14 protein-coding genes are annotated in these 14311 nt (G+C 41.7%); 13 read left to right on the forward strand and 1 reads right to left on the reverse strand.

All coding sequences use genetic code 11. The annotated features are described in order from the left end of the window. Positions 1 to 249 precede the first annotated feature (249 nt). From GL182_RS09260 to lepB, 12 genes are all read left to right on the forward strand, one after another. Positions 250 to 1245 (forward strand): 2-dehydro-3-deoxygalactonokinase, encoded by a 996-nt coding sequence (locus tag GL182_RS09260; RefSeq protein ID WP_163379378.1) that lies wholly within the window; start codon positions 250 to 252, stop codon positions 1243 to 1245. Further along, positions 1214 to 1870 carry a bifunctional 4-hydroxy-2-oxoglutarate aldolase/2-dehydro-3-deoxy-phosphogluconate aldolase gene (locus GL182_RS09265; protein WP_163379379.1) on the forward strand — a complete coding sequence of 219 codons (657 nt, stop codon included), beginning with the start codon at positions 1214 to 1216 and terminating at the stop codon, positions 1868 to 1870. Before GL182_RS09260 ends, GL182_RS09265 begins: the two co-directional genes overlap by 32 nt. A 49-nt stretch (positions 1871 to 1919) precedes the next feature. Next, positions 1920 to 3284, forward strand: a complete 1365-nt coding sequence (locus GL182_RS09270; RefSeq protein ID WP_163379380.1) for a GntP family permease — start codon at positions 1920 to 1922, stop codon at positions 3282 to 3284. Positions 3285 to 3317: 33 nt separating this feature from the next. Beyond that, entirely contained in the window at positions 3318 to 4154 is an 837-nt protein-coding gene (locus GL182_RS09275; RefSeq protein WP_163379381.1) for a fumarylacetoacetate hydrolase family protein, read from the forward strand. Positions 4155 to 4350: 196 nt separating this feature from the next. After that, positions 4351 to 5973, forward strand: coding sequence for a CTP synthase (locus GL182_RS09280; RefSeq protein WP_163379382.1), 1623 nt, complete (start codon positions 4351 to 4353; stop codon positions 5971 to 5973). 55 nt (positions 5974 to 6028) lie between these two features. Beyond that, a complete protein-coding gene (gene yidC, locus GL182_RS09285; protein WP_163379383.1) occupies positions 6029 to 7849 on the forward strand; it encodes a membrane protein insertase YidC in 1821 nt (606 codons plus the stop codon). A 377-nt stretch (positions 7850 to 8226) separates the two neighbouring features. Next, complete coding sequence (locus GL182_RS09290) at positions 8227 to 8910, forward strand: metal-dependent hydrolase (RefSeq protein ID WP_163379384.1); 684 nt, start codon at positions 8227 to 8229, stop codon at positions 8908 to 8910. A 6-nt stretch (positions 8911 to 8916) separates the two neighbouring features. Next, positions 8917 to 9696, forward strand: coding sequence for a ParA family protein (locus GL182_RS09295; protein WP_163379385.1), 780 nt, complete (start codon positions 8917 to 8919; stop codon positions 9694 to 9696). A 14-nt stretch (positions 9697 to 9710) separates the two neighbouring features. Beyond that, positions 9711 to 10622: a ParB/RepB/Spo0J family partition protein gene (locus GL182_RS09300; RefSeq protein ID WP_163379386.1), complete on the forward strand. Its 912-nt coding sequence runs from the start codon at positions 9711 to 9713 to the stop codon at positions 10620 to 10622. 99 nt (positions 10623 to 10721) lie between these two features. Next, a complete protein-coding gene (locus GL182_RS09305; RefSeq protein ID WP_240469752.1) occupies positions 10722 to 11234 on the forward strand; it encodes a DUF5683 domain-containing protein in 513 nt (170 codons plus the stop codon). Continuing rightward, positions 11235 to 11957 carry a 4-hydroxy-tetrahydrodipicolinate reductase gene (dapB, locus tag GL182_RS09310; protein WP_163379387.1) on the forward strand — a complete coding sequence of 241 codons (723 nt, stop codon included), beginning with the start codon at positions 11235 to 11237 and terminating at the stop codon, positions 11955 to 11957. It begins immediately after the preceding gene. An 11-nt stretch (positions 11958 to 11968) separates the two neighbouring features. Further along, the gene (lepB, locus tag GL182_RS09315; protein ID WP_163379388.1) at positions 11969 to 13045 is read left to right on the forward strand and encodes a signal peptidase I; all 1077 of its coding nucleotides are present in this window, start codon (positions 11969 to 11971) and stop codon (positions 13043 to 13045) included. 50 nt (positions 13046 to 13095) lie between these two features. Here lepB and ung read toward each other — a convergent pair whose 3' ends face one another. Beyond that, the gene (gene ung / locus GL182_RS09320; RefSeq protein ID WP_163379389.1) at positions 13096 to 13758 is read right to left on the reverse strand and encodes a uracil-DNA glycosylase; all 663 of its coding nucleotides are present in this window, start codon (positions 13756 to 13758) and stop codon (positions 13096 to 13098) included. Positions 13759 to 13829: 71 nt separating this feature from the next. On the opposite strand from ung, the gene apaG reads away from it, so the two are divergent. After that, the gene (apaG, locus tag GL182_RS09325) at positions 13830 to 14216 is read left to right on the forward strand and encodes a Co2+/Mg2+ efflux protein ApaG (RefSeq protein WP_163379390.1); all 387 of its coding nucleotides are present in this window, start codon (positions 13830 to 13832) and stop codon (positions 14214 to 14216) included. Positions 14217 to 14311 lie beyond the last annotated feature (95 nt).

Below are 14311 nucleotides of genomic sequence, written 5' to 3' on the forward strand. Positions count from 1 at the left end.
GGGAACTTTTTTTCAATAGAGGTTCCCTGCCTTTTTTCAGATTCACTTTTTTAACATCCATAAAAAAAATGGATGGTATTTTGAATTTTTAAGGGTTTAATTAAAGGCGGGAATTTCGACTCTGCTATAATTATTTTGAAATTTGAATAGTTTTTGCATCGTTTTTCCTAATTTCAAACATTCAAATACAAAGACATTAGTTTTAAATAATTGATGACTTGACAAAAACCCAATAAACCGCATGGTATAATGAAGCAATTTTTAAGCTGTGACTGGGGGACCAGTTCCTTCAGGCTTCGGTTGGTCAATAGGATTGACGCTGAAATTCTGGGGGAGTATACTTCCGCCGATGGGGTTCAAGTAATCAATAAGGCCTATTTGCAGGAAGCTCCCTCCCTGGAAAGAAGCACTTATTACTTTCAGTTTTTAAGCCAATGTATAAAGGCTTTTTCCCGACAGTTGCATCTCGATCTGGAGGGGTTATTGGTTGTTTGTTCGGGCATGGCATCCTCCACCATTGGATTGAAACCCTTGCCCTATGCCAGACTGCCTTTTGATATTGACGGCAAGACCATGAATACCCATTTTTTTGAGCCTTCGGCCTCATTGGGGCACCCTTTTCTGTTACTTTCCGGGATTCGTGCAGCGATGGATGTGATGCGTGGGGAAGAGACCCAGTTGCTGGGTGTTATCAGACAAATGGAAAATTTCAATGGCAAAGGAACATTTATTTTTCCAGGAACGCATTCCAAGCATTTGCTGGTATCCCATCAAAAAATTCATGATTTTCAGACCTTTATGACTGGAGAGGTTTTCCACCTGATGTCTCATTCCAGTATACTATCCAAAAGCGTTGAAATACCTGTTAAGAAATCAACTGGAATGGAAAAAGCGTTTGAGCATGGGGTAATGGACGGAGCGGAGAATAATTTATTGGCAGCACTATTTAAAGTAAGAGCCAATGATTTATTTGATAAACTAGATAAATTTGAGAATTTACATTATTTAAGCGGTTTGTTGATTGGTAACGAACTCAGTAATTTAGCTGGCAACATGGAAAGTAAGGTATACCTGTGTTCGGAAGAAAAGCTTTATTGGAGTTATTCAAAAGCATTGGAAGTGATGGGGATACCTTCGGAAGTCTTAACCCCGGAAAAGGTAAGGAAGGCTGTGATATATGCGCAAATTGAAATAATAAACCGAATAGAAAAACATGAGAAAGACATTTTCCTGGGAAGCTTTTGAAAGAGCGCCCATTGTATCCATTTTCAGGAACTTCGATAGCGATGATTTGATGCATGTGGCCTCCAGTTTCCAGGCCGCAGGACTTTCTACCATGGAGATTACCTTAAATTCCCCCCATGCGACGGCCGATATTGCACGTTTGGTGGATGCTTTTGGGGATGAATTAAATATTGGAGCAGGAACTGTTTGTGACCTGAATGGGATGCATGAAGCCCTGGATGCAGGGGCACAATTTATAGTGACGCCCATATCAGACATAGACGTCATTAATTTTTGTGTAGCCCAGAAAATTCCCGTTTTTCCCGGAGCCTTTTCTCCTACCGAAATCTACAAATCCTGGCAAATGGGAGCCACCATGGTAAAAGTCTTTCCGGCAGGACCCATGGGACCCGGATATATCAAAGATATTAAGGCTCCACTGAATGAAATACAGCTCATGCCAACCGGTGGTGTCAATCAGGACAACATCCGGGAGTATTTTGAAGCAGGAGCTCAGGCAGTAGGAGTAGGGAGTGCCCTGGTTCCCAAAAGTTTTCTGCAAAAAAAAGATTGGGAGGGTTTGACCAAACACCTGAAAGCATTTTTTGCAGCCTACCAGGAATTTGCAGCTAGTTCAAGAGTATAAATGACATTTCAATAAATCTTTTTCCAACACCTATTTACCCAAAATACCCATGGATCAGACCATTTACCTTTTGATCATTACCATTTTATCGATTCTACTTTTATTGGTTTTGGTGATGAGGTTAAAAGTACATGCTTTCATTTCATTGCTTCTGGCCAGTGTCTTTGTTGGACTGGCTGCGGGAATGCCGTTCATGGAATTGATTGGCAGCCTTCAAAAGGGAATGGGAGATATACTTGGCTTTATTACCATTGTGGTAGGCCTTGGAGCAATTTTGGGGAAATTGCTGGAGGTGTCTGGTGGGGCGCAGACCATGGCCCATTTTCTTATTCGGGGATTTGGGGAAAAGCGCACTTCCTGGGCTTTGATGCTTACAGGTTTTATTGTATCCATTCCCGTGTTTTTGGATGTAGGCTTCATCATATTGATTCCTCTGGTTTATGCATTGGCTCATAAGGCGGGTAAATCCTTGTTGCATTTTGCCATTCCACTTCTGGCAGGTATGGCCGTTACCCATGCCTTTATTCCCCCTACACCGGGTCCGGTAGCTGTTGCAGAAATCATCAATGCCCCTCTTGGATGGATGATTTTATTTGGAGCATTGATCGGGCTGCCCTGTGCTATTTTAGCTGGTCCTGTTTTTGGATCTTACATTTCCAAAAGAATATTTGTACCGGTACCGCCACATATAGAATTCAAGAATGAAAAGGAGAGCACAGCTTCCAGGGCCGATTTTTTTATGATTGCCTTTATTATCATACTTCCTTTATTTCTGATATTAATTGCAACCTCTTCCGATATGCTTATGGATATGGGGTACCTGGATCCACAAAATACCCTGGTTCAATTGGCCCAGTTTGTCGGACATCCCTTTATTGCATTGACTATTGCCACCCTGATCGCCTCTTACTTTCTAGGATTCAAAAAAGGCTTCAAAGCCAAACAGCTACTGGAATTTTCTGATAAGGCCCTGGCTCCGGCGGGATTGATTATTGTCATTACGGGTGCCGGAGGAATGTTTAAAGAGATTTTGGTACAAAGCGGTGCAGGAGAGGCTTTAGCCGAGGTTTTTATTGCTTATAATGTGGCTCCGATAGTCATGGCCTATCTCATTGCAGTGATCATCCGAATTATTCAGGGTTCGGCTACCGTTGCCATGGTAACGGCTGCGGGTATGATCGCCCCCATAATCATCGACATGGATATTTCTGATCCGCAAAAAGCCTTGATAGGCATTGCCATAGCGGCAGGTTCTTGTATCCTTTCCCATGTGAATGACAGTGGCTTTTGGTTGGTAAAAAAATACCTGGATATTTCGGAAAAAGAAACCCTTCAAACCTGGACCGCACTGGAAACGATCATCTCACTGACTGGCTTTGTTTTGGTTTTGATCGTATCTTTGATGATACCTTGATATTTTTGGTTTAAAATAATTAAAGCCCGACAAATGAAAATTTATAGAACTACCCAAGGGATTGTCATAGAAAGCTCCCATAAACTGTATACTTTAAAAAATCAAAATTGGGACAGCTTTATCAATGATGATCAGCTCCTGGAAGAAATAGAAAAAACCATAGCCGATTCAGATCCTTCGGAGGAAGCCCATGACTGGATATCCAATGGTTTACTTCCTCCCATTGAAAACCAGGAAGTATGGGCCAGCGGCGTCACCTATTACAGGAGTAAGCTAGGCAGGCAGGAGGAGTCCAAGGACAGCGGAGGAGGAACATTTTATGAAATGGTTTATCATGCCGAACGTCCTGAGTTATTCATGAAAGCTACGGGCCCACGGGTTAGGGGGCATTTGCAAACAGTCAGGATCAGAAAGGACTCTTCCTGGGATGTACCGGAACCTGAACTTACCCTGATGGTTTCATCTGCAGGAAAAATCATTGGCTATACCATAGGCAATGACATGAGTTCAAGGAGTATTGAAGGAGAGAATCCTTTGTACCTTCCACAGGCAAAGGTTTATGACGGTTGTGCGGCATTGGGTCCCTGCATTTATGTAACGGATAATGCACTACCGGGTACCTGCGAAATCAAATTGGAAATTATCAGGGAGAGTAATTTGGTTTTCAGTGATACCATCACCATTGACCAGATCAAAAGAGATTTTAATCAACTGGTGGAGTTTCTTTACAGAGAATATTCCTTTCCCAAAGGTGCTTTTCTAATGACCGGAACAGGGATTGTCCCTGACCAGAGCTTTACCCTGCAATCGGCCGATGTAATCAAAATTCACATTGATCAGATCGGTACATTGATCAATACCGTAGAGTAGGTATAATTTGTTCGGGGCTTCATCTGAGAAGGTAAACCTTTGCTATTGCGGCGGTTAAATCCTTTCGGATGCAGGTAGCACCTTTACCAGGGATTCAAGGCCAAAATTTTAAACCGTTTGGAGATAAGCAAGTCAATTATTTTACTTAATTTTGAATCCCATAAGAATATAAACAAAATTTCATATAAGCGTTCTTATGGGTTTATCTACTAAACACATCTTTATTACCGGAGGAGTTACATCCTCTCTTGGCAAGGGAATAATTGCTGCCTCCCTAGCCAAACTTTTGCAATCCAGAGGAATATCTGTAACCATTCAAAAGTTTGATCCATACCTCAATATAGATCCTGGTACTTTAAATCCTTATGAACACGGGGAGTGTTATGTGACAGAGGATGGGGCAGAAACAGACCTGGACCTGGGGCATTACGAGAGATTTTTGAATGCCACGACTTCTCAGGACAATAATGTAACTACCGGAAGGATTTATAATAATGTCATCACAAAGGAAAGAAAAGGAGAATACCTGGGCAAAACAGTACAGGTAGTCCCGCATATAACAGATGAAATAAAGAATAATTTCTACAAACTGGGTCATGACGGAAAGTATGATGTAATTATCACGGAAATTGGTGGCTGTGTAGGGGATATTGAATCCCTTCCTTTTGTAGAATCGGTGAGACAGGCACGATGGGATCTGGGTCCAAATAATATTCTGGTAATTCATTTGACACTAATTCCTTACCTTTCTGCAGCAAAGGAGCTGAAAACCAAGCCCACCCAACATTCCGTCAAGCAATTATTGGAAGCGGGTGTTCAGCCGGATATTTTGGTTTGCAGGACAGAACACCACCTGCCGGCAGACGTTAAAAAGAAAATTGCCCTTTTCTGTAACGTTCAGCTGAACTGTGTCATTGAAGCCATGGATGCAGACTCTATTTATGATGTTCCCCTTCTGATGAAAAAGGAACGCCTGGATGAAAGGGTCATGAGTAAGCTGAAAATTACATCTAAATCCAATACCGAATTGGAACAATGGAAGGAGTTTTTGGGAAAGCTCAAAAATCCAACCATGGAGGTAGATGTAGCCCTGATAGGCAAATATGTATCCCTACCTGATGCCTATAAGTCTATCATTGAATCCTTTATCCATGCAGGAACTTCACTGGAGTGTAAAGTAAACCTGCACCTGGTTTCATCGGAAGAGGTGAATAAAGACAATGTGCATAAGAAAATGCAAGATATGGATGGAGTGCTGGTAGCTCCTGGATTTGGAATCAGGGGGCTGGAAGGAAAACTCGAAGCTGCCAAATTTGCCAGGATAAATGAAATCCCTTATTTCGGGATTTGTCTGGGTATGCAAATAGCGGTGATAGAATTTGCCAATAATGTCCTTGGATTAAAGGAGGCCTCCTCAACAGAAATAAATCCGGATTGTAAGGATCCGGTAATATTTTTAATGGAGGGGCAAAAAGATATTACACAAATGGGAGGTACCATGCGTCTGGGATCCTATCCTTGTGAATTGGTCAAAGGGACCCGTGCTTTTGCAGCCTATGGAAAGCAAAAGATTACAGAGCGCCACAGGCACAGGTATGAGTTCAATAATAAATACCTGAAGGATTTTGAAAAGCATGGCATGATCGCCTCCGGTAGGAATCCCGATAAAGGATTGGTAGAGATCATAGAAATCAAAGACCATCCCTGGTTTGTCGGTACTCAGTTTCATCCGGAGTATAAAAGTACGGTATTAAATCCACATCCCTTGTTTGTTCGTTTCATCAAAGCGATGATCGATAAAAAACAAAATAAGTCATAAGAAAAATCAATAAGTATAGCAGGGTAAAGAGACCTGTTAAATAAACGATTATATCATGGATAAAAATCAAGCGACAGGACTAATTCTTTTCGCAGCTGTCATTCTGGTTTACTCACTTTTTTTTGCTAGCGAGCCTGAGCAGATAACGGAACCACAGTCAACCAATACTACACAGGTTCAGTCTAAATCGAACGATGAGGAAGACCCGGATGAATTGGAGGTGGATGAGCAGAGGGACAGTTTGAAAAATATAGAAAGCCGGCAAAGGTTTGGAGATTTTTCCAGCTTGCTCGATGGTGTTGAGAAACCCGTCATTTTGGAAAACGAAAACCTCAAGGTAACCCTATCCAATAAAGGGGGAGAAATACAGCAGGTAGAAGTCAAAGGATTTAAAACTTTTGATCAGCAGCCCCTGATATTGTTTGACCAGGGTTCCGGTGATCTGGAATATGAAATCAATACCAGGCAAGGAAAAATCGGCTTAAATGAGCTTTTTTTCGAGGTAAGTGAGGCGACCACAGAAGTAGATGGTGTAGCGATCAATCAACTGATTTTCACTGCCAATGTAGGTACTGGTAGTTTAAAACGTATCTATGGCTTGCCTGCAAGCGGGTATGAAATAAGCCATTTGGTACAGGGTGATGGACTGGGTGCGCTGGTGTCTGATGACATGCTAACAGTAAACTGGAGTAGTAAACTTAAAAAGCTGGAGGAGGACATGGAGGAGTCCAGAAGGAAAACCTACATGAATTTTCTCACGCTGGAGGAGGATTATGATTATTTGACTACCGGTGACTCAGAAGATGCACAGCAAGTGGGAGAGCCATTGAAATGGGTGGCATTCAAGCAGCGCTTTTTTACCGCAGGGATTATTGCGAAAAATCAGTTTGCCGGGGCTAACCTGGCTCAGGAAACCCCTCTGGATGCTTCTTCTGTAAAAAACATGTACGCTACCCTGTCCATTCCTGTAAATGAGGAGGTAGCCTACTATTTTGGACCCAATAATTATAAAATCCTAAAGCAAGTTGCCCCTGATTTTGACTTAAACGTGGACATGGGTTATGTTTTCGTGAGTTGGGTAAATAAATACATCATTGTCAACCTTTTCCATTGGCTGGAAAACTTCTTTGATAATTATGGGGTGATCATCATATTGATCGTTTTTATCATCAAGTTGTTTCTTCTGCCATTGACCTACAAATCCTATATAGGGATGGCTAAGATGAGGGTTATCAAACCGGAGATTGATGAACTGAAGGAAAAATACGGTGATGACCAGACCAAAATGCAGCAAGAGCAAATGAAACTCTTCTCCCAACTGGGGGTCAGTCCCATATCAGGATGCCTGCCCATGGTATTGCAAATGCCGTTTTTGCTGGCCATGTTTTTCTTCTTTCCCAATTCCATAGAACTGAGGCAGGAATCTTTCCTTTGGGCACATGATCTTTCTACCTATGACTCAATTTTAAACCTTCCATTCACCATTCCTTTTTATGGATCTCACGTCAGTTTGTTTACCCTGCTGATGACACTTTCTCAAATAGCCTATACCCACTTTAACAATCAACTGACGACAGCGCAGGGACCTATGAAAAACATTGGCTACATCATGCCAGTAGTTTTCATGTTTGTGTTAAACTCTTTCCCTGCCGCATTGAGTTTCTACTACTTTGTATCCAATATGGTGACCTTTGGTCAGCAGGCATTGATCAAGCAATTTGTTGATGACAGCAAAATCAGACAAAAAGTAGAAGAAAGCAAAGCCAAAAATGCCAACAAGAAAAAATCCAAGTTTCAGATGAGGATAGAGCAGGCCATGAAGGCGGCCGAAAGCAAAAAAGCTGAACCGAAAAAAAGAAAAGGAAAACAAAAATAGGAGGCTTATTTCCCTTTTAATAATGCGATTGGTTTTATCGGTATATACCTTTCTTTTATCGGACAAATGTCTGTTTCGATGTTGAATCGGGAGAATATCGCATGTTTCTCCCCGTTTGTTATCCGGGCAATAAAGCATTATTTTATGTGGCGCGTGTGTTTTGCCTGCCTGCGGAAGTCAGACTCGATTCATGCTTTTATTTAGGGGGCGCAGTTCCGATGCAATCTGGTCTGCCAGAGCCATTAGGGGCAAGTTGATCGACTTATCAATAAATAATGAAGGGTTTTCCACCGTTGGATGTGGAAAAGTAGCTGTCCATAGTTCCGATTTAAATGATATATTTGTGAAGCGATCAGGAAACGGAAATCAAACTTCATATGATTGAACTCAGGTATTTTGGTCATTCGACCTTCTTGACCAGGATTAAAGGCATTGAAATATTGTTTGATCCATTTATTTCTCCCAATACACTGGCTTCGGCTATTGATATCGATGAAATAAATCCGGACTATATTTTGATCACCCATGGACATGAGGACCATGTAGCTGATGTGGAAAGAATTGCAAAAAATAGTTCGGCCATGTTGGTGTCCAATTTTGAAATTATCAGTTGGTTTGAGGGAAAGGGATTCGAAAAGGTACATCCCATGAATCATGGAGGAAACAAGCTGTTTGATTTTGGAAAGGTAAAATATGTGTCTGCCATTCACAGCAGTACCCTACCGGATGGGTCCGCTGGTGGAAACCCCGGAGGTTTTGTGATTTCGTCCGAAGAGGGGAATTTTTACTTTGCCGGAGATACGGCCCTTACCTACGATATGAAATTAATCGGAGATTCCTATGACATTGATTTTGCTGTATTGCCTATAGGAGATAACTTTACGATGGACATAAATGATGCCATTAAGGCAGCGGATTTTGTGGGAACGGATAAAATCATAGGAATGCATTATGACACCTTCCCATATATCAAAATCAATAAATCAGAAGCAAAGCATTTGGCTGAAAAAGCCGGTAAAGATTTGTATTTGCTTGACATAGGGGAAAGTATTACGCTATAATAAATAATGGGAAAAGTAATAGCTATTGCCAATCAAAAAGGAGGGGTGGGAAAAACCACCACGGCCATGAATCTGGCGGCCAGTTTGGCTGTTTTGGAATACAAAACACTGGTGATCGATGCAGATCCTCAAGCCAATACCACTTCGGGTTTAGGGTATGATCCTAAAAGCATTGATACCAGCATCTACGAATGCATGGTAAATGAAAATGATATCCGGGAGATCATCATTTCTACCGAAATAGATAACCTGGATTTGGTACCCTCTCACATTGATTTGGTTGGCGCAGAAGTGGAAATGGTTAACCTGGAAAACAGGGAAGAAAAAATGAGAGCTGTCATCAGTGAGGTAAGGGAAGAGTATGATTTTATCATCATCGACTGTTCTCCTTCACTCGGCTTGATTACGATCAATGCCCTCACGGCTGCCAATTCGGTTATTATTCCGGTCCAATGTGAATATTTTGCGTTGGAGGGTTTGGGGAAATTGCTGAATACCATCAAGATCATTCAAACCAGACTTAACCAGGACCTGGAAATAGAAGGTATTCTCCTGACCATGTATGATGTCAGGTTAAGGCTTTCCAATCAAGTGGTGGATGAAGTAAAAATGCATTTTAAAAACATGACTTTTGAAACCATCATACCCAGAAACGTTAAATTAAGTGAATCTCCCAGTTTTGGTATGCCGGTTGTGGCTTTCGATGCCACTGGAAAAGGTGCAGTGGCTTACCTTAACCTGGCCAATGAAATTGCCACAAAAAATGGAATGGCTAAGGTTAATTGAATATAACATTAAAAATGGCTGTCAGTAAAACAAATAAAAAGAGAGGGGCATTGGGAAAGGGATTGGGTGCCTTATTGCAAGATTCTCCCCAAAAGAATAGTGAAGGAGGCGAAAACCATCCCATAGCGGGTATTTTCGAGATTCCCCTGGAGCAGATACAGGTTAACCCTTTTCAGCCCAGGACCCATTTTGATAAAACAGCACTTGAGGAGCTGGCGGAGTCCATTACCGTTCAGGGCATTATACAGCCGATTACGGTTAGAAAACTAGCAGACAAGGAGTACCAGCTCATATCTGGGGAAAGGCGGTACCAGGCCTCAAAAATGGCGGGGCTGGATAAAATTCCGGCTTATGTGCGGCTGGCCAATGACCAGCAAATGCTGGAAATGGCCCTGATTGAAAACATTCAGAGAGAAAACCTTAATGCGCTGGAAATAGCCCATTCCTATCAGAGACTTTTATCAGAATGTGATCTTAAGCAAGAGCAGCTTGGAGACAGGGTGGGTAAAAACCGGACCACTGTAAACAATTACCTCAGGTTGCTAAAATTGCCGCCAGATATCCAGGCGGGAATACGGGATCAGAAGATTAGCATGGGGCATGCCAGGGCGTTGATCAACATCGAAGATGTGGACAAGCAACTCGCTATTTTCAATAGGATGATTACGGAGGAATTGAGCGTCCGGAAAGTAGAGGCCCTGGTTAAAGATTTGAGTGAAGGAAAAGAAAAGAAAGAAGCATCATCCCAATCCAAAACTGATCCGGTAAAAAAATATGAGATCAATAAATTACAACAAAAACTAGCCTCTCATTTTGGTACCAAGGTCTCATTAAAGGCAGATCAGAAGGATAAAGGGGAAATCAAAATTCCATTTCACTCCACCAGCGATCTAAACAGGATTTTGGAAATTCTAGATTTGATCTAAGTGAATTGTCTGATTCCTGAAATCCAGCCTAAATCATGGGGTAAAATTCTCCTTGCCTGTTGTTTATTCATTCCTTTTTGGTCTTTTCAGACACAAAATGTGAATGCTCAGGAAATGGATACCCTGCGGTTGGATCAGGATACAATTCAGATAGAAGGTGCCCCACAAAATGTTAAAGATCCTAAAAAAGCCCTGATATTGTCCTTGATTTTGCCTGGAGCAGGGCAGGTTTATAATGAAAAAGTCTGGAAATTGCCTTTACTTTACGGTGGAGTAACTACAGCTGTGTATTTTTTGGGATTCAATAACCGGAGGTACCAGGAGTTTTTGGTTGCTTTGGAGATCGTTCGGGAAGGAACAGAACCCAGTCCTTTTCCCAACCTGAACGAAGATGGGATCATTAGGAATGTAAATTATTGGCGCAGAAACAGGGATGCCATGTACATGGTGTTTGGTGCCATTTATGCTTTGGGAGCAGTAGATGCATTTGTGGATGCACACCTTTCAAGTTTTGATATCAGTGAAGATTTAAGTTTAAAGTTTGAACCCTCAATAGAACCGCTGCTGGCGAATAACAGTAGCATAGGGGTTTCTATAAAATTAAGATTTTAAATGAATATATTGATTTTAGGTTATGGCAAAATGGGTAAAATAATTTCCCGTATTGCAGGGGATAGGGGTCATCAGATTGCGGCCAGGATAAACATAGATAATGTGTCTGACCTGGAAACTTTGGATACAAGCCAAATAGATGTAGCCATTGAATTTAGTCAGCCAGATGCTGCCGTACCAAATATCAAATGGTGTATGGAAAATGGGGTGCCTGTAGTGGTAGGCACTACTGGCTGGCAGGAGCAAAAAGAAAAGGTTGCTGAATGGTGTCAGGAAAAAAACGGATCACTATTTTATGCTTCCAATTTTAGTATAGGTGTAAATATATTTTTTAAAGTCAATGAGTTTTTGGCCAGACTGATGCAGGATCAGAATGGATACCAGGCCTCGGTAGAAGAAATACATCATACAGAAAAAAGGGACGCTCCCAGCGGGACAGCGATTTCTCTGGCGGAAGGTTTAATCCAAAATAACAACAAATACAAGGATTGGAAATTGCAGGATGCAGAAGCGATTGAAGCGGGAATTTTACCCATTACCTCGAAACGTATCGATCCTGCACCGGGTACCCATACTGTACACTATGCATCAGCAATAGATGATATCACCATTCAGCATACGGCCCATAGCAGAGAAGGCTTTGCCCTGGGAGCGGTTTTGGTAGCTGAATGGTTGCCCGATAAAAAGGGTATTTTAACAATGAAGGATTTTTTGGACTTTTAACCAAATAAAAAATGAGTCAGGAAAAAAAGAAAAAATCAGCTGCCAGAGAATGGGCAGATGCCTTGCTATTTGCTGTTATTGCAGCAAGTCTTATTCGTTGGTTACTTTTAGAACCATTTACCATTCCAACAGCATCCATGGAGAAATCCTTGCTGGTTGGGGATTTTTTATTCGTTAGCAAAATGCACTACGGAACCAGGATTCCCAAAACGATCCTTCAGGTTCCTCTTACACATCAGAAAGTATGGGGGACAAATATCCCATCTTACTCCGAGGCAGTGCAGCTTCCATATTACAGGTTGCCAGGTTTTACTTCGATCAAAAGAAATGATGTCGTGGTATTCAACTATCCGGAGGAATTTCAATACCCGGTAGATTTGAAAACCAATTATATCAAAAGGGCCGTGGCGGTGCCAGGAGATGTTATTGAAATCAGGGAAGCCGCAATTTTCGTCAATGGAGAAGCAGCAGAAACACCTGAAGAAATGCAATTCTCCTATGATGTCATGACCAACAGGCCGTTGAATGCAGAATTCTTTGATCGTTATGGCATTAATCCAGACAGCTATTATCCATTTTCGGACAATTCAGGCTATTTTATATTTGCTACGGACGAAATGATTGCAGAACTGGAGAAATCTCCGGCAATCGCTTCTGTAAAGAAAAGATTAAACAAACCCGGGCAGGGAGACCCGAATATATTTCCGGATGGAGCTTACTATAATTGGAACAAAGATAATTTTGGTCCCCTGGAAATTCCTGCCGAAGGTCAGACCATTGCGCTGAATGAGGACAATGTGAGGCGATATGGGTATACCATAGAGATGTTTGAAGGGCACGAAGATATCAATATTGACGGCAATGAACTCTTTATCAATGGGGAAAAGCAGGAAAGTTATACTTTTAAACAAAACTATTATTTCATGATGGGAGATAACCGGCACGATTCACTGGACTCTCGTTTTTGGGGATTTGTTCCGGAAGATCATGTGGTAGGAAAGGCCTGGTTTCTATGGCTTTCTCTGGAAAAACACAAATCCATGTTTAATAAAATCAGGTGGAGCCGTTTCTTCAAATCCATTCATTGAAATAAGAGGGTGTTGAATAAAACCTTTGGCTTGGAGCCAAAGGTTTTATTTTACCAAACAATAGGCGATAGGCCATTTTTAAGCAGGTAATCGTTGGTTTTACTGAAATGCTTGCAACCCAAAAAACCCCTGTGAGCAGATAAAGGACTGGGGTGGGGGGCGTAGAGTTTAAGGTGTTTGCTATCGGAGATAATTCCGGCCTTTTTCCGGGCATAGGCTCCCCATAGCATAAATACCAAATGCTCTTTTTGATCGGCCAGTTTTTTTACCACTGCATCTGTAAACTCTTCCCAACCTTTTTTTTGATGGCTTCCTGCATTATAGGCTTCTACTGTTAGGGTAGCGTTGAGCAATAATACGCCCTGGCGGGCCCATTTCTCAAGGTTACCATGGGAAGGTACAGGTACATCCAGGTCGCTTTTGAGCTCTTTGAAAATATTCAGCAAAGAAGGAGGGAAGGGCAGTCCCTCTTGAACCGAAAATGACAATCCATGAGCTTGTCCCGGTCCGTGGTAAGGATCCTGACCAAGTATGACGACCTTGACCTGATCTACAGGGCACAAGTCAAAGGCCTTGAAAATATTTTCCCCTTTGGGATAAATGGTTTTGGTTTGGTAGGCGTTTTTGACGAATTGGACCAGCTCCTTAAAATAGGGATTTGAAAATTCATCCTCCAGCAGTTGTTTCCAACTATTTTCAATTTTGACGTTCATTTATATGTTTTCTCTTGGTATATTTGTTTGATAGCTCAAATTTCGAATAAGTTTTGGTATAATAAAACAGCATGGTAACTGCAATTACAGAGGGTGTCAAAGTAAGCGTTGAAGCAAATTACCAAAATGGTTTTTCCAATCCCGGACAACACCATTATGTTTTCACCTATAAAGTCACCATTGAAAATCACAGCAACTTTACCTTGCAATTACTGAAAAGAAGATGGGAAGTTTATGATGCAGCCTCCGATTTAAAAATAATAGAAGGAGAGGGTGTGGTAGGGCAGCAACCTGTACTGGAGCCTGGGGCAACCCATGCCTATATTTCAGGATGTAATCTCAGGTCAGGAATGGGTAAAATGACGGGGCAATATACCATGGAAAAGCAGGTAGATGGCAAGCTTTTGATGGTGGCTATTCCCGAATTTCAACTTATTGCCAATATTTTTGATAATTGAAACATCAACCATGCTGTTCCATTTCTGGGAATATCTACTTTATTTTTTAAGGAAGGAAAACAGCCACAGTCTACATTCCCCTTTCTATTTTAGTT

Source organism: Cyclobacterium sp. SYSU L10401, from assembly GCF_010993705.1.
In the GTDB taxonomy this organism is placed as follows: domain Bacteria; phylum Bacteroidota; class Bacteroidia; order Cytophagales; family Cyclobacteriaceae; genus Cyclobacterium.